Genomic DNA, 21,754 nt, shown 5'->3' with positions numbered 1-21,754 from the left:
CCTGGTAGTGTGACACCAGCGCCAGATTCTACAACTCCTGGTAGTGTAACTCCTGCACCAGATTCCACAACTCCTGGTAGCACAACTCCAAATCAAATTACACCAGCGCCAAATTCCACAACTCCTGGTAGTGTAACTCCCGCACCAGATTCTAGCGGTGTACCTGACAACAGCATTAAACCAGGCTCGGCATCTCCTTCCAAGTAAAAGTATCAAATTTGGTTGGAAAAAACTTCTGTGATATAGCGTCTAGTTTAATACTCATCGTGAACGCTGATATTTTAATTAGACGAATATGATATGACAGGTAGTTAAAAGCTAGTGAGATTGATTAATGAGAAGAGAGAAGGCGATCGCTTTCTCTCTTCTCATTTAAAATCAAAATAAAAAATAACGCTGCGCCATTGGTAAAACTGTTGCAGGTTCACAAGTTAGCAATTCTCCATCGGCTCTCACTTCGTAAGTTTCAGGATCTACTTCTATTTGCGGTAACGCATCATTTAGCTTCAAGTCGCCTTTACTCAACTGACGTGTTCCGGTAACAGCAACAGCTGGTTTTTGTAATTGTAACTGACTAGGAATTTCTCTTTCTAAGGCTGCTTGGGAAACAAAAGTTAAGGATGTAGCATGTCTAGCACCAGCAAAACTGCCAAACATCGGCCGTGTATGTACTGGTTGCGGTGTGGGAATACTGGCGTTAGCATCACCCATTTGCGCCCAAGCAATCATCCCACCTTTAATTACTATCTCTGGTTTGACACCAAAAAACGCAGGTCGCCACAAGCATAGGTCTGCAAGTTTCCCTGCTTCTACAGAACCGACAAAATCGGCAATACCATGTGTAATTGCTGGGTTAATAGTATACTTAGCAACATATCTTTTCGCACGTAAATTGTCGGCTTGACTGTCTCCCTCAAGACTTCCTCGTTGTACCTTCATTTTGTGGGCTGTTTGCCATGTGCGAATTATCACCTCACCCACTCTCCCCATTGCTTGGGAGTCAGAAGAAATCATACTAAACGCGCCTAAGTCATGCAAAATATCTTCAGCGGCGATGGTTTCTCGACGTATCCGAGACTCTGCAAAGGCGACATCTTCGGGAATTGCTGGGTCGAGGTGATGACATACCATCAACATATCAAGATGTTCGTCTAAGGTGTTGAGGGTGTAGGGACGGGTGGGATTGGTAGAAGATGGTAAAACATTAGCTTGACCGCAGACTTTAATAATATCTGGTGCGTGTCCACCCCCTGCGCCTTCTGTGTGGTAGGTGTGAATGGTGCGGTTTTTGAAAGCGGCGATAGTATCTTCTACAAATCCAGCTTCGTTGAGAGTATCGGTGTGGATGGCTACCTGCACATCGTATTCATCAGCCACACTCAAACAAGTATCAATCGCAGCGGGTGTCGTCCCCCAGTCTTCATGTAGTTTTAAACCCATTGCACCTGCTTGGACTTGTTCTGCTAGTGCTTGGGGTTGACTAGCATTACCTTTACCCAGAAAACCTAAATTGACAGGAAAAGCATCAGCAGCTTGTAACATCCGGTAAATGTTCCAAGGGCCGGGGGTGCAAGTGGTGGCGTTGGTTCCCGTAGCTGGCCCAGTTCCGCCACCAATCATGGTTGTGATTCCAGAGGCGATCGCCACTTCAATTTGTTGGGGACAAATAAAATGTATATGACTATCAATCCCGCCAGCAGTAAGAATCATTCCTTCCCCAGCTAAGGCTTCGGTTCCAGGGCCAATAATAATATCTACATTGTCTTGAATATAAGGATTACCCGCCTTACCAATTTTAAATATTTTGCCATCTTTAATGCCGATGTCTGCTTTAACTACTCCCCACCAATCGAGAATCAACGCATTAGTAATAACTAAATCTACAGCACCATCGGCGTTAGAAATGGGGGATTGTCCCATCCCATCACGAATAACTTTACCACCACCAAATTTCACTTCATCACCGTAGGTAGTAAAGTCTTGTTCTACTTCGATAAATAATTCTGTATCAGCAAGACGGATGCGATCGCCTACTGTCGGCCCATAAGTTTCTGCGTAGGCGCGACGAGACATTCTGTAAGGCATAATATACTTTTTATAACTATTTTGCTTTAATTATTTTTGAGCTATTTTGGCAAGAGCAGGGATAATTTTTGTATAAATTTATAATTTAGTTATAATTTTTTAGTAGTGGTCAGTGTATGTAAATAAAATTTTAAAGTAGGTGAAACCAAAGTTATAAATTACTCAATTATAGAATTATATTAAGCAAACAGATGAATATACAACCAAGGTAAAATGTTATCTAAACTGCGAATTCAGCACTACAAGAGCCTGTTTGATACTGAAGTTAATTTAGAACCATTAACTGTATTTATTGGCCCCAATGGTTCTGGTAAGTCAAATATTTGTGAAGCTTTATATGTGTTATCTGACTTTTTACAAAAATTAATAAGTGATACAAATTATTCCGAGGCAGTGTCTTTGTTTTCCCAATCTTTAATTGGTGTAAATATCAACAGTCAGAATCAGAACATTAAGTCAAAATTTTGGCACGGTGAACAAGATTATCTTTTATTAAAAGTGAATACACACTTAGGCAGAAAAAACAAAGAATTCGATTATGATTTATCAATTTATATTGATTATCCGCAACGAACGGTATCTATTAGTAGCGAGGATTATTATGACAATCCAAATCGTACAACAAATAAGTATACACAGGAAATCAGAAATTTTCTAGTCTCTAATCAGTATTTAAATTCTGATATAGCCAAAGCACTCAGAAAAGTTAGTATTTACGATTTTGCCCCAATTAGTCTCTCTAATAATGTTCCATCAACTGGTGGGATGGATAAAACAGGGCAGGGAGTTGTTGATGCCTTAGCTGATATTTTGTTGAGTAATCGTAAAAGCTTTGATGAATTGGAAGAACGTTTAACAAGGCTTGTTCCTAATATACAGAGAATTTCTTTATTGCGGAGAGAAGATAGAACCTTTTTACTGGAATTAATCGACAGATATTCGGAACATCATATCCCTGCTTCTGATATATCAGATGGTACACTGAGAATTTTGGCATTTCTAACTGCGTTGTATCAAGAAAATACCCCCAGTATCATTTGTTTTGAAGAGATAGAAAACGGAGTTCACCCTTGGTTGTTGCACAAAATGATGGAATTATTGCAAATAATTTCGACAGAGGGTATTACAGGTAAACCTGTTCAAGTTTTAATCACAACTCATTCTCCAGTATTACTAAATTATGTAGAACCTCATCAAGTGCGTGCTGTTGAGTTAGACACCGAAGGTAAAACTCAAATACATTCCTTGCCCGTTGATTCAGAACGCTTCCAAAAAGCCTTAGAAGCTTATGATGGAGCATTAGGTGAACTTTGGTTTACGAATGTGTTTGGAGGTAATCCAGTATGAATCGGGCGATTCGTATTGGGCTAATTGCTGAAGGAGAGGCAGAACTCGGAGCAAGTATTCCCTATATTAAGCCAGAAGATGGTGGAAAAGTTATTGAAAGAGATAAAGAAGGGGCGCTGCATACCTTAATTAGACGAGAAATCAATAATTTGGGTTTGCCTGATTGTGATTTTGTCCAAAGACATCCATCCATCAACGAAAGTCGAGTTTTTAAAAGGCGTGTAGGACACTCAATTTTAGAGCCAAAATATTTAGCACAGGTGATTATCGCGTGGAAACCTGAAGAAATTGATATGATCCTGATTGTGGTTGATGCAGATGATAAGCTTCACCAAAGACAAATTGACTTAGAACGCGCCTTAAATAAAATTCGTGATTACCATCTAGATACTAACGGGCAAAAAATTGTTGATCGCAGTGCAGGAGGTTTAGCAATTAAAAATTTTGAAATATGGTTGTTGGCGGACACACCAACTGTATCAAGAATTTTAGGTGTAGAGATTGAACACCAAGAAAATTTAGAAGAATTAGATAGGGGCAAAAATATTTTAGAAGATGCGATCACTAAATCAGCATACCTATCTGAAAATGTTACCAATCAACGCCCTCTACAAATTCGTTGGAAACTTGCTTTTGAGATTGATTTAGAAATTATCAAAAATCGTTGTCCAAAGGGATATGCTACTTTTACACAAAATTTAATTGCAACTACACAGATAGTTGCTAAATCAATCTCAGGTACGTAGAATATATTATTTATCTACCTAATAAATTTAGGTAGATAAATTCCCGTTGATTCTGCCATTAAACCCATAAACTTGACGAGAACCAACCAAAGGAATTAATATGACTTCCTTTTCATCCCCTGGTTCAAAGCGAACTGCTGTCCCGGCGGGAATATCTAGACGCATTCCTTTTGCTTGTTCTCTATCAAAATTTAAAGCATTATTAACTTCATAAAAGTGAAAATGGGAACCAACTTGAATAGGGCGATCGCCTGTATTTGCAACTAGCAATTTAATAATAGGACGACCCGCATTTAATTCTATTTCCCCTACGGCTGGAATAATTTCCCCTGGTTTCATAATATTTAAATTAACGAATTGGATTATGCACTGTAACTAACTTAGTACCATCAGGAAATGTTGCTTCTACTTGAACTTCATGCACCATTTCTGGTACACCTTCCATCACCTCATCTCTTGTTAATAAAGTTGTGCCGTAACTCATCAATTCTGCAACAGTACGTCCATCTCTTGCACCTTCTAAAATCGCAGCAGAAATGTAAGCCACTGCTTCGGGATAATTTAGTTTCAAACCTCTTTCTTTTCGTCTCTCCGCTAATAAAGCAGCAGTAAAAATTAATAATTTATCTTTTTCCTGCGGCGTAAGTTGCATCTTTGCATCCTTTGTACTTCGTTTAAATCTGCCAAACTCTTGGTATACAGATATTACGACTCAAAAAAGATGTTCTTAATATCTGCCAAACAGCCGTAAACCAGTTTCTCACTTCTGATGTGGAAGCGCCGCGATATCTACACAAAAGTCCATGTTCTAGTTGTGTCACGCCGATGGAGTGCTGAGTCCTGAGTCCTGAGTCCTGAGTAAGGGAGTGGAGAGTGAAGGAAGAACGGACTTTGGCGACAATTTCGGCCGAAACTGGTTGACTAATCCAAATTAAGCTACCGACGATGGGTTGTCCAAATAAACCATGTGGACTGTGAAAGATTTCTGCGCTACCCGGTAAAAATTGACGGTCTATCCATAATGGAACACCTTGTTGCCAAATTTCCGTATGCGATCGCCATTTTCCTTGTAAAAATTTCTCTCCTCTAGCACTACGACCACAGCGAGTAATTTCCCACCCTAAAAAATTGGCTCCAGTGGCTAATTCTACCCGTAAATCTTGGCGATAATCTGCGCCGTTAAATAAAATTGTTTCTTGCGGTAATAATTCTAAACAAGCACCCGCATCAATTTGAATATCGATGGTTTGTCTAGCTTGCAAGCCATTACTACGGTATATTTTACTGGCTGCGGCTGTAGTAATTAAAGCTTGGGCGTTCGGTTGGAGGTGAAAATGAGATGATAAGCGATCGCCGCCCACAACTCCCCCAGCTGTATGTAAAATAACGCTATGACAGACTTTTTCGCCTTCTGGGTAAAACGGTCGTTGCACTTTTAGCGGTGCTTGATGATGATTGTAAATTAGTTGAGTGGAATTTAGGCGATCGGCGTAGACTAAGTTGAGTTTGCCATGCCAAGCCACTGCTGTTTGTAGGTTATCAATCATTATTAATCAAATAAGTGATTGGTAACACTAAAACATACTCCTCAGAAATTTTAAATAATTTGTGACAGAAAAACCCCGCCAGATAAAATTTATGTTTTATCTTCTTCCTGTCATCAAAAATTTGATTTGCTGAATTTATTTAGCTTGGCTATTGGTGATATCTGATGAATCTCGCATAATTGAACGTAATCTTTGCCTACATTGTTATTTGTAGTTCCTTCAGAATACGGCATAAAAGCATTCTACATACCTGCTGCAATAATTTGTCGATATTCTTCAATTTTTAGTTTATTAATAAGCTAAATAGCTTTCTTCTTTTACCTCACTAAGAAGAAAGTAACTATCAGCAAATGTTTGATTTGTGCAGAAATTAAGTTTGATTTGAAGTTGCAATGTTTTGCATAGTCGCACTCACACACTTCATCAGCTTTGTAAATAATATTTTCAGCAGTTTATTTGCTTGCTACTTTGCTAGAAACATTCATATTCTGCCAAAAATGAACGTCTTTATTCATCTGTGCTGTCCAGGTTTTCTCTTGAATCATCGGCATAGTAACTACCATCTTATCTACATTTTTGTTTTGGCAAGTTGTTGGGAGTTTGACATCTGCCAAGTTAACACAGGAGTCATCTGGTACAAAAGCTATATGAGTTGTTAGCTTTAGTTCTCTGGTTAAAGCATCTGATATTGGTTCAGTATGAACCTCGTTCATCCCCAAGTAAGCGATGTTCTGTAAATCTTCCATCGTCCGCAACATACTAATAGCGTTGTAATTAGTGCTGACAAGAGTACCGCGTCTGACATATTGAGAATTAGGTTGATAACGCCGATTTTGCTCTGGTGAATGTGGGATTTTTTTTGATTCGAGTTCTCCAGATATAGGAGTACTTGCTTGAGATGTAATACTGACAACCATCATTGCACTTTCATGCTGGCTACTCACAAAAACTTTATCAGCAGCCATTGAATTTTTGTCATATTTACTAATAGTAAAACCAACGATCGCTTCTTCCATTGCTTCGGTCATAGAATCTGCTACCTGGAATAATCCACCATCATAGTTAGGAAAAGCAGCGGTTGGATGAGTATTTTGACTTACGCTTATCAAGGGAGCATAAGCTTCATATTGGTTGCTATTGAAAAGATGTAACTTAGTAGGTGCTAAAGGTGCAAAACTAGAGCTTATTGATGTGTATAGAAATGCACTACCTTGTAAGTCACCTACTGGCTCTGTATTGATAGCGCTTGCAGATTGGATGTTTGCACTCAAGGTAGTTGCAAGTACAAGTCCTAGTAAATAGCGTTGACGTTTGTTAATTAGCATTGAATTGTCCTATACCTTATAAATATGCTTCGTTAGAGTTTCTTTATTATTATTTAACTTTTTGGTTAAGATAAGAGTAAAGACTGGTTATTTTTGCTTTTTATGCAATATAGGTATTCTCTGAGTAAATTTTTGTAAAATAATCTCTGAGCAAAGATTATTTTTTAGGAGGTAAGCTTTGCTGACGTAATATGACTTAACACTCTAAAAAGCTTAGGAGATAAGCTTTTTATCCCTCTTGTCACTAAACATAACAACATTTAGTAACAGAATTATTAAAAATAGCTTAAAAATGTCAGACAAATTTCAAAAGTAAATTATGTATGGCAGAATTAGGTAGCTTGTACACAAATCATAAATTTTGTAAAGTTGTCTTGGATACAATTCGCGTCTTTTTAAGTTCAGACGAAGAGAGTTGTTCACCAGATTGCAGACGAGTTGCGGATGTTTGCAGAACATTGGCTGCGTTTGTATCGCCAATTTGTAAAGCAGTTTTAGCCGCGGTTTGTAACATTGTTGCAGCACCAAGGCGATCGCCCTGTTGTAATTTCATCTCTGCTAACTGAGTTTGGCGATATTTGGCTAATGTCAAAATTGACTGCTGTACCTGGGGATTGAGGTCAGGTTGATATGTTCTGACGACGTTGGCAGATATCGTTACATTAGAGGAGAGTAAGCCTTCTTGGTTTAATGCTGGGTCATCGTAACGAATTTGCATCTGTCCAATTACTTGTTCTGCTTCTGGTAATCGCCCTAAATAAAGATTCACCAAAACTACGCGTTCTACATCCTGCATTAAATCGCCTAAACGCACAGCAAAGCCGCTATCAGTTTCTAGCTGCGCTGGTAACTCAATTGTGTCTGGAGAAACTTGGGCGATGGGTTTGAGTTCTGCAAGTCGGACATGGGGTACAAGTGAAAACTGCAAATAAGCATTTGTTAGCCCTATTGATCTAATCCGACTAAACAAACGGCTAAATTGCTCGACAACTTGTTCGGGATGCTCAATGTAAGCCAAATTCCCACCGCCAGCATCGGCAATTTTTTCAAGTAAATCTTGGTTCCAGTTATTGCCAAATCCCAGAGTGTTGATGGTGAGATTGATTTTAGCTGCCTTTTGCGCCAGTTCTAAACATCGCTTATTGTCATCTGTACCGATTTCCCATTTCCACAGTCGCAAACTGCTTTCACCATGTCCATCGGTGAGGAGAAAAGCCTGGGAAACAGCGCCTTTAGCACCTTGCATCAGTTCTGTGATTCCCAACTGCAAACCTTCTGCAATGGCTGTCCCACCACTGGCGCTGAGTTTGCTTTTTAACAGCAATTTAATCGTGCTGGGGTCTTGAATTACTTGATTGGGTACAATCACTTCCGCAGAACCAGAAAAAGCCACAATCGAGATGCGATCGCCAGGCTGTAATCTATCTAATAATTGCTCTACTGCTGTAATGACAGTTTGCATCGGTTTGCCGTGCATCGAACCGCTTTTATCCAAAATTAGGCATAAATTTAGCGGTAAACGCTCCTCAAACTGATCTGGGATTGCAGAAATCGAAATTGCTAATTGACGTTGACTGCTAACTTGATTCATGTCAACGTTACGATCATTGAGCGAATAGAGCAATTGAACTTTCATTGCGGTGGGATATCTTGCAACACAGTTTTGGAGACAATGCGAGTTTTCTTGCGATCGCTTTCGCTTAAATCTCCTCCCGATTGTAATTGGGTGGCAGAAGTTTGCAATACTGTAGCTGCACCTGTATCTCCCATTTGCAAAGCAGTTTTAGCAGCAGTTTGCAGCATAGTTGCAGCCCCGGCGCGATCGCCTTGTTGCAATTTTGCTTCTGCAAGTTGGGTTTGACGATACTTAGCTAAAGCCAAAATAGATTGCTGCACCTGGGGATTAATATTTGGTTGGTAAGCCCTGGTAACATTTCCGTACACGGGGAGATTGGTAGTAAATAACCCAGTTTGATTTTGAGCAGGGTCATCGTAGCGAATTTGGACATTTGCGATCGCTTGTTTACCTTCAGGTAACTGTCCCAGATAAATATTAGCTAAAATTACTCGTTCTACGTCTTTCATTAAATCGCCCAAGCGGATAGCAAAGCGTCCATCAGCTTCTTGTTGCAGGGGAAGTTCAATGGTATCTGGGTAAACTTGGGCAACAGGCTTGAGTTCTGCTAATCGAACATTAGGCATTAAAGAAAATAACAGATAAGCATTGGTCAAGCCGACAGTTTGTAGACGGCTGAATAAACGCCCAAACTCATTAATGGCTTGATCGGGTTTTTGAATATAAGATAAAGTCCCTAAACCAGCATCAGCAATTCTTTCTAAAACATCTTGGTTCCAATTGTCACCAAAGCCCAAAGTATTCAAAGTCAAGTTATAACCAGCAGCTAACTGAGCAAATTTAAAGCAGCGATTATTGTCACCGTGTTCATTTTCCCCGTCAGTTAACAAAAAAGCTTGAGAAATTCTGTCTTTTTTACCCTTGGCTAATTCTTCAATCGCCAAACGCAAACCCTCATCAATTGCCGTTCCACCATCAGCAGATAAGCGGTTAATTTGCTTTTTGATTTGTTCTGGGTCTTCTACAGATTGATTTGGGATCAAGACAGTTGCTCGATGATCGAAGACTACCACACTCAGGCGATCGCTGGGTTTAAGTCTGTCAACCAACAAATTAGCGGCTTTTTTCACAGTTTCCAGCGGTCTACCATTCATCGAACCGCTATGGTCGAGAATTAAACATAAATTAATCGGTAGATTGCGGTCTTGAGTATCTGCGATCGCAGATACAGAAACAGACAACTGACGTTGACTACTGGTTTGATTCGCGTCAACATTCACATCATTCAGGGTAGGCTGCAAATTGACCTTCATAACCCAAAATTCCTAATTCAGGATATATACAATAATTTAGTTAGAATCCAGCACTCAAAAGCCAGAAGACAGAATTTAGAAAAAATTCCAGATCATTGGTCAGTTGAGCATTGACTGTTCTCACTATTGTGACTCCTGACTCCTGAATCTCGAATTCTCACCATATTAATAAATAACTTCAAATCGTCAGAGCAGCGCTACGGAAAACTGATCCCGCGCAGATAGATTAATATATTCACAATATCTTAGAAGCCTAGCTTGAGCAGATGCCAGCTATTTCGCCCATTAGCGAGGAAACCGCACCTGACTCTAGCTGGCATCGCGCTAGGATGTATTACAGTTAACGGCATAATTTCAGGCGATCAGTTGCTATGGACATTTCCCCCATCAAGGCTGTTCAAGCCCCATACTACGGCGATAACTTCTACCGGACACCGCCGCCAGATTTACCCTCCCTTCTTTTAAAAGAGCGAATTGTCTATCTGGGAATGCCACTGGTACCTGCTGTCACAGAATTGATCGTCGCTCAACTATTGTATTTGCAGTCAGACGATCCCGATAAGCCTATTAAAATCTATATCAACTCCACCGGCACTTCCGGTTATAGTGGCGACCCCGTTGGCTTTGAAACTGAAGCCTTCGCCATTTTTGACACCATGAAATACATTAAGCCACCCATCCACACCATTTGTATTGGTTCGGCAATGGGTATGGCAGCAATGCTACTAAGTGCTGGTACCAAAGGTTGCCGCGCCAGCTTACCCAACGCTAGTATTATCCTGCACCAGCCCAAGAGCTACGCCCAAGGTCAAGCTACGGATATTCAAATTCGGGCGAAGGAAGTTCTGGCAAACAAGGCATCATTGGTGGAAATTTTGACTCGTACCACCGGACAGACCGGAGAAAAAATCACCAAAGATATGGATCGTCTCTTCTACATGAATGCCTACCAAGCTAAGGAATACGGTTTAATTGACCGGGTGTTTGAAAAAGAAGAACTCGCTAATCCACCACTGCCCGCTAGTGTCCTTTAAGAAGGCAGGAGGCAGGAGGTAAAAAAAATCAAATTTCCTGTTTCCTCTTCCTTTAAATAATTACTAAATCACAAACGGAGTCAAAAAAATGCCTATAGGCGTTCCTAAAGTTCCTTACCGGATGCCCGGAGGTCAGTATACAGATTGGATTAGCATCTACGATCGCCTTTACCGGGAACGGATTATTTTCTTGGGGCGTGATGTTGATGATGAAATTGCTAACCAAATCATCGCCGTGATGCTGTATCTGGATTCGGAAGACCCAGGTAAAGATATCTATCTGTATATCAATTCTCCGGGTGGGATGGTCACATCGGGTTTGGCAATTTATGATACGATGCAACACATCAAATCTGATGTTGTCACCATTTGCGTTGGTCTAGCTGCGTCAATGGGTTCTTTCTTGTTAACTGCTGGTACTAAAGGCAAGCGGTTGGCATTACCCCATTCCCGGATTATGATTCACCAACCTTCTGGTGGAACCCGTGGACAAGCAACTGACATCGAAATCGAAGCCAGAGAAATTCTGCGGATTCGCCATCAACTCAATAACATTTACGCTCAAAATACTGGTCAACCCTTGGCCAAGATTGAGAAAGACATGGATCGTGACTTCTTTATGTCCGCCCAAGAAGCTAAAGAATACGGATTGATTGACCGTGTGATTGAAGAGCGAATCTAGAACGAAGTAAAAAGGTAAAGGGCAAAAGTCAAAAGAAATTAAGTGTTCTTAAATCTTTTGCTTTTTTACTTTTACCTTTTTACTTTCCCAAAACTGTCTAGTTTGAACTATAAATTAGAAAATTATTGTTTATCATTAAAACCTTATGCTCAAAGCAGAAGGCTGATAGCTGTATATTAGATAGCTGATATCTCGAAATGGATCTAGGAGATTGCTACCGTTTATTGGGTTTAAGGTCGGGAGCCTCTTTTGCCGAAATCAAAACGTCTTACAGACGGCTGGCGCAGCAATATCATCCCGATATCAACCCTGATGACAAAAAAGCTAAAGATAAGTTTATTGCCTTGACAGAAGCTTATAGGCTGCTCTTAACGGTAGTACCGCCAGAGGAAACAGTTGAACAGCCGTCAAGTCAGTCGTTCACGCCTAGGCGCGAGGAACCAAAAGCAACGCCTAAAACTACAGTCGTCACTGAAACATTCGTTTCTAGGCGCGAAGAACCAAAGGCGACTCGTCAAGAAACTGCACCCAAAACCACAGTCACCACAGAAAAACCACAGTCACCGCCAGCGAATATTGGAGAAATTGAACAACGGTTGAAGTGGAAGACTTATGAGCAATTACAAAGATTTTTAAAAGCCAAAAGATTTCCCCAAGCGATCGCTCTCGCGGAAGCTTTAGCTGACCGTTTACCCAAAGATGCGGAAGTACGCCAATGGTTAGCGATCGCTTATCAAATTTGGGGACGAGCGCTAATTAACGATAATCAAGTCCTCAAAGCTAGAATTTATCTCAAAAAAGCCCTAAAAACTGACCCTCATAACAAAGCTTTGTGGAATGAAGTGCAGCGAGATTTTCAGAAAATTGAGCAAATTTTTTAAAATTTGTCAATATTTACCACGGGTGATGCTAGAAGAGAAAAATTCCCATAAATCAGGTATTCAATTTGGAGTATAAAACAATGCAACAAATCAATTTTGATGCCTATGTAGACGAGAATGGCGTTCTATGCCTGAAAATGCCACCAAACCTCGCTGGTATGGAGATAAAAGGCCAACTTTTTTATCAAATTCATCTTGCTTCTTTACCAAAGTTTCAAGGGAAAAAAGTAGATATTAATGCTGTTCGCAATATCTGTAATCAAATTAGAAACTTACCCAATCTTGATAGCAGAACACCCGATGAAATTATTGGCTATAACGAGTTTGGAATTCCAGAATAATGGTAATTGATCCTTCAGCTATCCTAGCAATTATTTATGGTGAACCTGAAGAATTGATTTTTATTCAACTTATTGACGAAAGTGAAGATTGCCTACTTTCTTCTCCAGGCTATGTTGAAGCATCAATAGTCTTGGGTAACAAACATGGTAAGCAAGGTCTAGAAAACTTGAATTTATTAATTACAGCGCTTTCCATTATCATTGTACCTTTCAATGTAGAGCAAGCACACTTAGCAAGTGAAGCATTTCTTAAATTTGGTAAGGGTCGGCATCCAGCAAAGCTGAATATGGGAGATTGCTTTTCCTATGCTTTAGCAAAATCCACAAATCAACCTTTGTTATTCAAAGGTAATGATTTTATTCACACTGATATTACCAAAGTAGATTACTAAGACATAACTAAGTCATATTATACGTGAATATTAATGCCAACAGTATCCAGCCTAGATATTGTCAAGCTGTTGGTCGAGGAAACTTAGCAACAAACTCAGCTTCAGTCATATTTTCTGTTTCATTTGCAAAGCAATAATAGGTAGGTTTTTCATCAATAAATATTTGACGCTCAAAAATAAAATCTTTTGGTTGCTCAAATATTCCCACAGGGATGAAGTACTGTTTGTTTTCTGTTAATCTACAAAATAGATGAGTCCCACATTGATTGCAAAAGCCACGTTCCAGCCATTGTGAAGAACTAAATATATTAATATTTTCTTGATTTTCAAACGAAACATCATTGCCGCAATCCGCTACCAAGAAGGGGTCACCTCCCCATTTTCTACACATTTGGCAATGACATCCGCTAATGCTTTTATTGACTGTGGAAGCAAAGATACGAATTTTTCCACACAAGCAACTGCCTTTCCCTTCATGTTGATCTGACATATTGCCCTCCAAGTTTAGTGAAATAAAATATGCTTAAACAGTAGCTTATTATCTGAAAAACCACAGACCTCAAAATCAAACTTGATTTGCGAAAGATGGAAAGTGGAATACTAGTCTACATTCAAGAAATTGGTTCAAAAACCATTTGAGGAATTAATATTTCATCTTGTGATTGTCCAATTCCTAAAAATCTGTTTTCGGCTTCATAGACACGCACAAGCTCAGAAATATGAGAATTAATCGCAACTTTCTGCCCTTGACACCATTTGCGGGCGAGTTCTAGAGGTAAACTCACAGTGGGTAAATGTTGTAAGGCGACATCAGGAAGAATTGGTTGAAATGTCCCAGCTTGCAACTGTGCTTCTAAATCAGTTAGAGAGAGACTATTAGTTAAATCAAAACCACTGCTTTGGGTACGAGTTAAAGCGGCGAGAGTTCCACCAGTGTTAAAGACTGCGCCTAAATCACGAGCGATCGCTCTAATATATGTACCACTACCACAGGCGATCTCTACATCTAATTCAGGAAAATCTCCTTCTCTCCAATCTAAAATATTTATCTGAAAAACTTCAACGGTGCGTGCTGGAACTTCGACAGTTTCACCTTGACGCGCCAAATCATACAAACGTTTTCCTTCAACTTGAATTGCACTATAAATTGGCGGTATCTGTTCAATCTTCCCAATAAATTGTGTGAGTGCAGTTTCTATTTCAGCCAAACTCAAATTAGTACAAGGTTGTGAAGTGATAATTTCACCTTGCAAATCATCAGTTGTGGTACGCACACCAAAACGAATAGTCGCTTTGTAAGCTTTGTCTCCTGGGAGATACTGCAATAATCTTGTGGCTTTACCCAGCGCAATTGGTAATACCCCAGTTGCAGCGGGATCTAAAGTTCCCGCGTGTCCTACCCGTTTGAGGCGCAGAAGTTTGCGTACCCGCGCTACACAGTCGTGAGAAGTCCAGTCAAATGGTTTGTTTAAGTTAAGAAAACCTTGCACAGTAATATTTTTTAAGACTTTGTGATGCGTTGCTTTTAACAGAATTATTGACGTTTAATTACCCGATGTGACAACATAACCTACATTTTTAATTCAAATTTTCTAAATCAGCTAAATCTTGCAGTCTTCCTGATGCTGCTTTATTTTTTTTTAGATTATCTAAATCAATAAAATTAACAACAATATTATCAATTCTAAATTCTAATCTTAAAGGATAACAATTTTCAAAATTCACCCCATCAATACTTGTTAATAAATCAATTCTATTAGGAGGATATCCAAGCTGAATAATTTGGTCGGGAGTCAGGAAATCTTCTGGTTTTAATCCTAAAGAACTAAACCCAAATTGTTTTAAAGCTTGAATTATGTTATTAGCATTTTCTACGCTCATTTCTATCCAAATGTCAATATCTTTGGTATAGCGAGGATGACCATGTATCGCTACTGCATAACCACCAACAATCAAATAACGAACATTATTATCGTTGAGCAATTGTATAAACTCTTTGAAGTCTTGATTCAGCACTATTATCTTTCCAACTATGATATTCTTGGCGAATTTGCTCTAAGGCTTCAAGTCGGGATTGATAAGATTGAGTTTGCCAATAAGCAAAATCGCTTTTTTGCTGCTTAAGTTTAACTTTATGACAAATTATTGCCATTTGGCGATGTTTTACTGAGATATCTTTCATAAGCTTATTTGTCCCAACAGACATATCATAATGTTGCCGCTAATTCTTTTAAACGCAGGTGTCCATCTCGAAACACCGACCAGCCATCTCCCACTAAGACTGTTTCCACATTACTCAATTGTGCCAGCCTGTGTACAGAAGCGATCGCCGCTTGTGGATCAAGTAATTTTTCTTTTGCCAAAATAGTTAAAGTCCCCGCTTTATGCGCTCGGATTAAATCCCCTGTAATTAAGGTAGTATCTTCGAGCAACAGTGCTAGTTCGCCGGGAGTTTTGGAACCTTGGAGTTCCATCGTCTTTAACCCAGGGACAAACTCATCACCATCAGACAACCAGCGATCGCATGTTATGGGGAAATACTCTTTTTCTGCTGCTGGGCCTGCCACTTTAGCATAAGTTTGCACCGCAATTTCTTTTGCAGCCCGGATATGTTCAGAGTTTGTCAGTATAATCCAGTCCACACCACCGAGCGATTCCAGGTGATTCCAGTCGTGGTTTGATAGAGCTACTGGGTCAATCAATATATTGCCATCTGGACGAATCCAGGCAATCCCATTGAAATCAATATTTCTTGCAGGATTGAAAGTAGACCAGCCATATAAATCGGGACGGTGTAGAGATTTCATAACGATTCTGGTTCTATACCTTCAATAAAATCGTAAATTAAGAGAGTTGCATCAATAATGTATCAGTAATTTTCCCTATAATCCAAATTGGCATTTTCTTTTAACCCCACTTACATCCAATTATTTTCATGCAATCATTCAAGACTTTACTCCGCGTCCGGCACTATGAAATGGATGCTTTGGGACATGTGAATAATGCTGTCTACCAAAACTATTTAGAACAGGCGGCTATTGAACACTCAGAACATCTCGGTGCAACTTTAGAGGTTTACCGAGAGTTGGGTGGTGTATTTGTGATGCGACGGGTAGAAATTGACTATCTCCGGCCAGCCGTAGCTGGTGATACTCTGGAAGTTACCACCTGGTTAAAAGAAATGCGTGGTACCCGTGCTTTTCGACGCTACGAAATTCGTAAACATAACGAAGATGATTTATTAGTCACGGCTGAAGCATTATGGGTGTGGGTAGATGCCAAAACTATGCGTCCGCGACCAATACCTAACAGGCTTTCCGACAAGTTTCTGCCAACTCAAAACTTGAGTGCAACTGAATAATTCTGAATTTAGGATTGTCCATTTTCAAGATTTACTTAATAAATAATCTCTAAAATAAACATTTATTTAGCAAAACTCAGCTTCTAGAGGCATTGGCTCATGTGTAATGCTGATATATCCAGGTTGAGCTTTAACGCGTCCGATCCATCTTTGAATAGCTGGAAATCTGGATAAATCAAAACCACCTTCATCGGCTACATGGGTATAAGCGAATAAAGCAATATCAGCAATGGTATAGCGATCGCCAACAAAATACAGATGAGATTGCAGATGGTTTTCCATCACACTTAATGCTGCATAACCCGGTTCTTGCTTTTGTGCTAAAGCAGCCTGATATTCTTCAGCTTTGCCTAAAATGGAAATCCAAAATCTGGATGTGGCAATATACGGTTCATGACTATATTGTTCAAAAAATAACCATTGAAAAACCTGTGCTTTTAAAAAGCGATCGTAAGGTAGAAATTCTGTGTATTCACTGAGATAAGCCAATATGGCATTTGATTCTGTTAAGTATTTCCCTGGTTCAACTTCCAAAACGGGTATCTTGCCATTAGGATTTTTACTTAAGAATTCAGGTGTCCGACTTTCTCCCTTTAAGATATTCACCTCGATTCTTTCATAGGGAATACCCATTTGTGATAATAAAAGACGTATCTTATAACCATTACCAGAGGGTAAAAAATCGTACAAACGTAGCGTTTCCATGCCAAAAAAATGATGAAGAGTATTAGGAGAAATGAGGCTCTAAAATACAATATCTTACAAAATGTTTCGACTTGAACAGGATAATTATTCCCCTTTTAAACATCTTCATGAAAACTAGATTTATCTGAAAAAATAAAAAACAAATTATTGATTACTTCTAGTATTTATCAAGCTTTCAATGTTTAATTTAATTCCCAGGGGTAAATTAAAAATATGTGTGGAAGATTTACTTTAAATCAGTCATCCGATGCTCTCAGCAAGGCTTTCCATCTCCAACAAATTCCAGATTTAGCGGCTCAATATAACATTGCACCTACACAAATGGTGCCAACAGTGCTACATAACCCCACCAGTAAACAAGATGAATTTCAACAGTTACGTTGGGGTTTGATTCCGGGCTGGGCAAAAGATGCAAAAATGGGAGTAAAGCTAATTAACGCCAGAGCCGAAACAGTGGCAGAAAAACCAGCTTTTCGCGCAGCTTTTAAGCGCCGACGTTGTTTGGTAATAGCTGATGGCTTTTATGAGTGGCAAAAGCAACAAGGGAAAAAACAGCCCTATTATTTTCGCCTGCAAGATAGCCAACCCTTTGCTTTTGCGGGATTATGGGAGATGTGGCACTCACCTGAAGGAGAAGAAATTGCCTCTTGCACCATTGTGACAACAACAGCTAACGAATTGCTAACACCCATCCATGACAGGATGCCAGTCATTTTGGCTCCAGAAGATTACGATTTGTGGCTAGATACGCAAGTACAAACACCAGAAAAACTTCAGCCACTACTAGATCCCTATCCTGCTGAAGCAATGACAGCTTACCCAGTAAGCAATTTGGTCAATAAGCCCCAGCACAATAGTCCAGAATGTATTATCCCCCTTGGTGAAGAGAATACCCCCCCAAATCAGTTAAATTAACTATTGAGTGCTGATGGCACCCAAGCCAGAATTAATATCAGAAGTATTTGTCTGGGGTTAATCAATTCCCAAAAGCATCTTTTGAGTTAGTAGCTGTACAACCATAGAGGCAGTTATGCCAAGAACACAGAAAAACGATAACTTTATTGACAAATCTTTTACCGTAATGGCGGATATCATTCTCAAGATTCTGCCAACTAACAGAAAAGCTAAAGAAGCATTTGTTTATTACCGAGATGGTATGTCGGCACAAGCTGAAGGGGAATATGCCGAAGCTTTAGAATATTATGAAGAAGCCCTAACACTAGAAGAAGACTCCAACGATCGCAGTTATATTTTCTATAACATGGGGCTAATTTACGCTAGTAACGGCGATCATGATAAAGCTTTAGAGCTTTATCACAAAGCAATTGAAATCAACCCACGCATACCCCAAGCTTTGAATAACATCGCCGTAATTTATCATTATCAAGGCGAAAAAGCTAAAGAAGCTGGGGATCATGACGGTGGTGAAGCCCTATTTGACCAAGCCGCAGATTATTGGATTCGAGCTATTCGTATGGCTCCCAATAACTACATTGAAGCTCAAAACTGGCTGAAAACCACTGGGCGGATGCAAATTGACGTATTCTTTTAGTCAATTGTCAATGGTCAATAGTCAATTGTTAATCATGTGATCAGCAAAAACTTTTGACTTTTGACTTTTGACTTTTGACTTTTGACTTTTGACTTTAGACTTTTGACTAAACCATGATTGACCGTGAACAAGTTCATAAAGTAGCTCTTCTGGCTCGGTTAGACTTGACACCAGCAGAAGAAGAGCAGTTTACCACTCAGCTAGGAAGTATTTTGAATTATGTGGAACAGCTGGGTGAGCTAGATGTTAGTGATGTGCTACCAACTACACGAGCAATTGATGTCAGCAACGTGACGCGAGAGGATGAGTTAAAACCTTATCCTGACCGAGACGCTATCCTCAACAGTGCGCCTGATGAAGAACGCGAATATTTCAAAGTTCCGAAAATCCTCAACAGTGAAGAGTAGGAAATTTAAAGTTAAAAGGTAAAAGGTAAAAGGTAAAAGTAAAAAGAAAATATAATTTTGCCTTTTTACTTTTTACCCTTTGGGTGACGCTCCTGCGTCGCTAACGCTGCGCTAACACCACTTGCTTTATGCCGGGAAACCCGTCCATCGCAGTGGCTCACTTTTTACTTCTAAGGTTTATAATTTCGGCATTCTGGCGCATTGGGATTTTCCCGACAGTATTCTTCAAAAGAACCTTTAGCCGAAACCATACCTTCCGCTTTTTGATGGGCGGCTTCTGCTTGTAGTTCTTCTACTTCATCCCAAGCAGCCGCACAGGCTTTAGAATAAGCGCCATACTCAGTACAAATAGCGCGGGCTGCTTCAACCGCTTTTTGAATTTTTTCCTCTAGCCTCAGTGTTGTTGGGGCTTCTACAAAATTACTCTTAGTTAAAATATCGGTAATCGAGATAATGCCTAACAATTTACTTTGAATGACTGGCGCTCTGCGAATACCAGTGTTGGCAAATAACCGCGCTACATATTCCACACTTAATTCAGGATTGACAACAATGCAGGGTTTACTCATAATTTCATAAACCCGCACGAGCTTGGGGTCTTTACCGTAAGCTATTACCTTATAAACAATATCTGTTTCGCTGACCATACCATAGGCATCATTGTCATAGCGACGATCCACAACCAAAGCACGCAAGTTTTTGTCTTTCATCAGGCGAACTGCTTCAGCGACAGTTGCTGACCCGCGAATGGTAATCACATCCTTGGTCATGATATCTTCAGCTTTCATCATTGCTGTAGTCTCCTGGTAAATAGCGGGGGGTCAAGGGAGGCTGACAGGTGTAGGGGTATTAGGGTGTAAGGGTGTAGGAGTAGAAGAAATGACGATTCTTGCGGTGGTTTTATAGTTATTACTCATTCCCTTGTCATCTATTCACTACTCCCTACTTTCGACTTTCTACTCCCTACTCCCTAACCCCTTCTTTTGGAAAATTACCCAGCCATAACAATAAATTAGTGCAGATTTCAGTTCATGATGTTATCGAAAGTGACCGAAGCTTAAAATATAGGCAGAATCATTTTGTAGAAGTATGAAGTGCGTAGGATAAAGTATGAAATTTTATACTTCATTATTCATTATTTATCCGTGATCAGGCTAGGATGATCACAGCACCACCCAATTTGTATTTGCTGTAAGTTTGCACCCAGGTATAACATTTGCCAGTAAAATCTGAGACTCAGCTATGTCAAATCGTCATTATCCACCCGCCTATCTACGTTATCTCAAAGCCAGGTTATGGAATTTTAGCAAGCCGGCTTTTTGGGTAACAGCAATTTTTTTATCCGTGTTAGGGCTAGTAATTAGAGAATATTGGTCTAACCCAAATGCTTTTACCGGCAAACACAACAGCGAAGCCACAACCCAGAAAGCTGATAACTCTTCACTGTCAGCAGAAGATAAAGCGATCGCAGCAGATATTGATAACTTACCAGTTCTGTATAATGATGCTGAAAAAGCAACTAACCCTGCAATCGTGAGTTCCCCTACAGATAACTCTAAATCGAAAAAGGGTAAGGATTTCTTACAAGATGTAATTAATAAACAAAAATCTGCTAAGGAGACTAAATTAAATCCTAGTTTAGGATTCAGTGATGGTACATCTGTATCTGACGGTAAAAATCCTTTTGTCGCCCAAACCGAAAATCTGTTGCAGTTCGGCGCACAAAATAGCAACCAGTTGCTAAATTCGTCATCTCAACCACCAGGTTCAGCCGCAAACCCTTATGCTACACAAGTTGGCATAAATCAGGCTCCAAATAATCCATACAATTCAATTAACTCTTCACCCACGATACTTGCACCCTCGGCTACTCAAGTATCACCATCTAACATCAATAGTGCGACTTCCACCCCTAACAATACTTTTGGCCAAACTTCATATACCGGAGTTCCCCAAAATTTATCTAACATCAATAGCACGACTACAAATTACAACAATAATTTTGGTAAAACTACCTCTAACTCGGTTCCTCAAGGTTTACCTACTAGTAGTCAGAATTACCTGCCTAATAATACCAGTTTCAATAGTAGTAGCGGTTACACCCAGCCCAGTGTACCCAGCCAACCAACAAATTATTATAACGGTGTAAATACTGTCCAGCCGTTGACCAATCAATTACCATCAATAAATACGACACAACCTGTTAGTTCATCTGTGCCAACTAACACTACATCTTACTCTGCGCCCAATCCCTCTGCTTACGTTGTGACACCTGCTGCGCCAGCAAGTTATCAAAACAATCGCTATTTTAGAGGCATTCAACTACCATCAAATACTTCAGTTCCAGGACAGACTACAGGTGGAGTACAGGGAAATCCTTATGGTTATTAATGTCCTGACTAATTTGGAATAGATAGTATGATTTAAGATTCTGGAAAGTCAACCAAAATCTTAAATCTA

Annotated in this window: 26 protein-coding genes and 1 pseudogene; 13 read left to right on the top strand and 14 right to left on the bottom strand. The window is 39.7% G+C overall.

Annotation, left to right across the window (positions count from 1 at the left end; genetic code table 11):
• Nucleotides 1-207, top strand: a pseudogene (locus NCWK1_RS03255) (hypothetical protein); the annotation flags it as partial.
• Between the two features lie 171 nt (nt 208-378).
• Here the strand turns inward: NCWK1_RS03255 and ureC are convergent.
• Nucleotides 379-2,085, bottom strand: coding sequence for an urease subunit alpha (ureC, locus tag NCWK1_RS03250; RefSeq protein WP_103123703.1), 1,707 nt, complete (start codon nt 2,083-2,085; stop codon nt 379-381).
• 213 nt (nt 2,086-2,298) lie between these two features.
• Here ureC and NCWK1_RS03245 point away from each other — a divergent pair, with 213 nt between their 5' ends.
• Nucleotides 2,299-3,432: an AAA family ATPase gene (locus tag NCWK1_RS03245; RefSeq protein WP_103123702.1), complete on the top strand. Its 1,134-nt coding sequence runs from the start codon at nt 2,299-2,301 to the stop codon at nt 3,430-3,432.
• On the top strand, nt 3,429-4,178 hold the full coding sequence (locus NCWK1_RS03240) for a hypothetical protein (RefSeq protein ID WP_103123701.1): 750 nt from the start codon (nt 3,429-3,431) through the stop codon (nt 4,176-4,178). Before NCWK1_RS03245 ends, NCWK1_RS03240 begins: the two co-directional genes overlap by 4 nt.
• A gap of 27 nt (nt 4,179-4,205) precedes the next feature.
• Here NCWK1_RS03240 and NCWK1_RS03235 read toward each other — a convergent pair whose 3' ends face one another.
• From NCWK1_RS03235 to NCWK1_RS03210, 6 genes are all read right to left on the bottom strand, one after another.
• Nucleotides 4,206-4,517, bottom strand: a complete 312-nt coding sequence (locus tag NCWK1_RS03235) for an urease subunit beta (protein ID WP_187308037.1) — start codon at nt 4,515-4,517, stop codon at nt 4,206-4,208.
• A 10-nt stretch (nt 4,518-4,527) separates the two neighbouring features.
• Nucleotides 4,528-4,830, bottom strand: a complete 303-nt coding sequence (gene ureA / locus NCWK1_RS03230) for an urease subunit gamma (protein WP_096580227.1) — start codon at nt 4,828-4,830, stop codon at nt 4,528-4,530.
• A gap of 22 nt (nt 4,831-4,852) precedes the next feature.
• Nucleotides 4,853-5,725 (bottom strand): urease accessory protein UreD, encoded by an 873-nt coding sequence (locus NCWK1_RS03225; protein ID WP_103123699.1) that lies wholly within the window; start codon nt 5,723-5,725, stop codon nt 4,853-4,855.
• Nucleotides 5,726-6,177: 452 nt separating this feature from the next.
• A complete protein-coding gene (locus NCWK1_RS03220) occupies nt 6,178-7,050 on the bottom strand; it encodes a hypothetical protein (protein WP_103123698.1) in 873 nt (290 codons plus the stop codon).
• 352 nt (nt 7,051-7,402) lie between these two features.
• Nucleotides 7,403-8,686, bottom strand: a complete 1,284-nt coding sequence (locus NCWK1_RS03215) for a vWA domain-containing protein (protein WP_103123697.1) — start codon at nt 8,684-8,686, stop codon at nt 7,403-7,405.
• The gene (locus NCWK1_RS03210; protein ID WP_096580235.1) at nt 8,683-9,939 is read right to left on the bottom strand and encodes a vWA domain-containing protein; all 1,257 of its coding nucleotides are present in this window, start codon (nt 9,937-9,939) and stop codon (nt 8,683-8,685) included. The genes NCWK1_RS03215 and NCWK1_RS03210 overlap by 4 nt, the downstream gene beginning before the upstream one ends.
• Nucleotides 9,940-10,310: 371 nt before the next feature.
• Between NCWK1_RS03210 and NCWK1_RS03205 the strand changes: the two genes are divergently transcribed.
• From NCWK1_RS03205 to NCWK1_RS03185, 5 genes are all read left to right on the top strand, one after another.
• A complete protein-coding gene (locus NCWK1_RS03205) occupies nt 10,311-10,973 on the top strand; it encodes an ATP-dependent Clp protease proteolytic subunit (protein WP_096580237.1) in 663 nt (220 codons plus the stop codon).
• An 88-nt stretch (nt 10,974-11,061) separates the two neighbouring features.
• Nucleotides 11,062-11,655: an ATP-dependent Clp protease proteolytic subunit gene (locus NCWK1_RS03200; RefSeq protein WP_103123696.1), complete on the top strand. Its 594-nt coding sequence runs from the start codon at nt 11,062-11,064 to the stop codon at nt 11,653-11,655.
• Between the two features lie 197 nt (nt 11,656-11,852).
• Complete coding sequence (locus tag NCWK1_RS03195) at nt 11,853-12,536, top strand: J domain-containing protein (protein WP_103123695.1); 684 nt, start codon at nt 11,853-11,855, stop codon at nt 12,534-12,536.
• Between the two features lie 80 nt (nt 12,537-12,616).
• Nucleotides 12,617-12,877, top strand: coding sequence for a hypothetical protein (locus tag NCWK1_RS03190; RefSeq protein ID WP_103123694.1), 261 nt, complete (start codon nt 12,617-12,619; stop codon nt 12,875-12,877).
• Entirely contained in the window at nt 12,877-13,269 is a 393-nt protein-coding gene (locus NCWK1_RS03185; protein WP_096580243.1) for a type II toxin-antitoxin system VapC family toxin, read from the top strand. Before NCWK1_RS03190 ends, NCWK1_RS03185 begins: the two co-directional genes overlap by 1 nt.
• 61 nt (nt 13,270-13,330) lie before the next feature.
• On the opposite strand, the gene NCWK1_RS03180 is transcribed toward NCWK1_RS03185, so the two are convergent.
• The 5 genes from NCWK1_RS03180 to NCWK1_RS03160 form a co-directional block, all read right to left on the bottom strand.
• Nucleotides 13,331-13,759 carry a GFA family protein gene (locus NCWK1_RS03180; protein ID WP_103123693.1) on the bottom strand — a complete coding sequence of 143 codons (429 nt, stop codon included), beginning with the start codon at nt 13,757-13,759 and terminating at the stop codon, nt 13,331-13,333.
• 121 nt (nt 13,760-13,880) lie between these two features.
• A complete protein-coding gene (gene truB / locus NCWK1_RS03175) occupies nt 13,881-14,759 on the bottom strand; it encodes a tRNA pseudouridine(55) synthase TruB (protein WP_103123692.1) in 879 nt (292 codons plus the stop codon).
• 88 nt (nt 14,760-14,847) lie between these two features.
• Entirely contained in the window at nt 14,848-15,285 is a 438-nt protein-coding gene (locus NCWK1_RS03170; RefSeq protein ID WP_103123691.1) for a DUF6036 family nucleotidyltransferase, read from the bottom strand.
• Nucleotides 15,239-15,451: a toxin secretion, membrane fusion protein gene (locus NCWK1_RS03165; RefSeq protein WP_245894812.1), complete on the bottom strand. Its 213-nt coding sequence runs from the start codon at nt 15,449-15,451 to the stop codon at nt 15,239-15,241. The genes NCWK1_RS03170 and NCWK1_RS03165 overlap by 47 nt, the downstream gene beginning before the upstream one ends.
• A 25-nt stretch (nt 15,452-15,476) precedes the next feature.
• Nucleotides 15,477-16,076, bottom strand: coding sequence for an MBL fold metallo-hydrolase (locus NCWK1_RS03160; RefSeq protein WP_103123690.1), 600 nt, complete (start codon nt 16,074-16,076; stop codon nt 15,477-15,479).
• 128 nt (nt 16,077-16,204) lie between these two features.
• On the opposite strand from NCWK1_RS03160, the gene NCWK1_RS03155 reads away from it, so the two are divergent.
• Nucleotides 16,205-16,630, top strand: a complete 426-nt coding sequence (locus NCWK1_RS03155; RefSeq protein ID WP_103123689.1) for an acyl-CoA thioesterase — start codon at nt 16,205-16,207, stop codon at nt 16,628-16,630.
• A gap of 66 nt (nt 16,631-16,696) precedes the next feature.
• Here the strand turns inward: NCWK1_RS03155 and NCWK1_RS03150 are convergent, their stop codons facing one another.
• Nucleotides 16,697-17,335 carry a glutathione S-transferase family protein gene (locus NCWK1_RS03150; protein ID WP_103123688.1) on the bottom strand — a complete coding sequence of 213 codons (639 nt, stop codon included), beginning with the start codon at nt 17,333-17,335 and terminating at the stop codon, nt 16,697-16,699.
• Between the two features lie 213 nt (nt 17,336-17,548).
• Between NCWK1_RS03150 and NCWK1_RS03145 the strand changes: the two genes are divergently transcribed.
• The 3 genes from NCWK1_RS03145 (at nt 17,549) to gatC (ending at nt 19,294) form a co-directional block, all read left to right on the top strand.
• The gene (locus NCWK1_RS03145) at nt 17,549-18,250 is read left to right on the top strand and encodes an SOS response-associated peptidase (protein ID WP_103123687.1); all 702 of its coding nucleotides are present in this window, start codon (nt 17,549-17,551) and stop codon (nt 18,248-18,250) included.
• Nucleotides 18,251-18,365: 115 nt separating this feature from the next.
• Nucleotides 18,366-18,887: a photosystem I assembly protein Ycf3 gene (locus NCWK1_RS03140; protein ID WP_096580257.1), complete on the top strand. Its 522-nt coding sequence runs from the start codon at nt 18,366-18,368 to the stop codon at nt 18,885-18,887.
• A 113-nt stretch (nt 18,888-19,000) separates the two neighbouring features.
• Nucleotides 19,001-19,294: an Asp-tRNA(Asn)/Glu-tRNA(Gln) amidotransferase subunit GatC gene (gene gatC / locus NCWK1_RS03135; protein ID WP_103123686.1), complete on the top strand. Its 294-nt coding sequence runs from the start codon at nt 19,001-19,003 to the stop codon at nt 19,292-19,294.
• A gap of 170 nt (nt 19,295-19,464) precedes the next feature.
• Here the strand turns inward: gatC and NCWK1_RS03130 are convergent, their stop codons facing one another.
• Complete coding sequence (locus NCWK1_RS03130) at nt 19,465-20,085, bottom strand: CP12 domain-containing protein (RefSeq protein ID WP_187308036.1); 621 nt, start codon at nt 20,083-20,085, stop codon at nt 19,465-19,467.
• 451 nt (nt 20,086-20,536) lie between these two features.
• Between NCWK1_RS03130 and NCWK1_RS03125 the strand changes: the two genes are divergently transcribed.
• Nucleotides 20,537-21,685 carry a hypothetical protein gene (locus tag NCWK1_RS03125; protein WP_103123685.1) on the top strand — a complete coding sequence of 383 codons (1,149 nt, stop codon included), beginning with the start codon at nt 20,537-20,539 and terminating at the stop codon, nt 21,683-21,685.
• Nucleotides 21,686-21,754 lie beyond the last annotated feature (69 nt).

Source organism: Nostoc cycadae WK-1, from assembly GCF_002897135.1.
Taxonomy (GTDB): Bacteria; Cyanobacteriota; Cyanobacteriia; order Cyanobacteriales; family Nostocaceae; genus Nostoc_B.
Note: the sequence above shows the minus strand (reverse complement) of the source record. Positions and strands in the feature narration are given on the sequence as shown.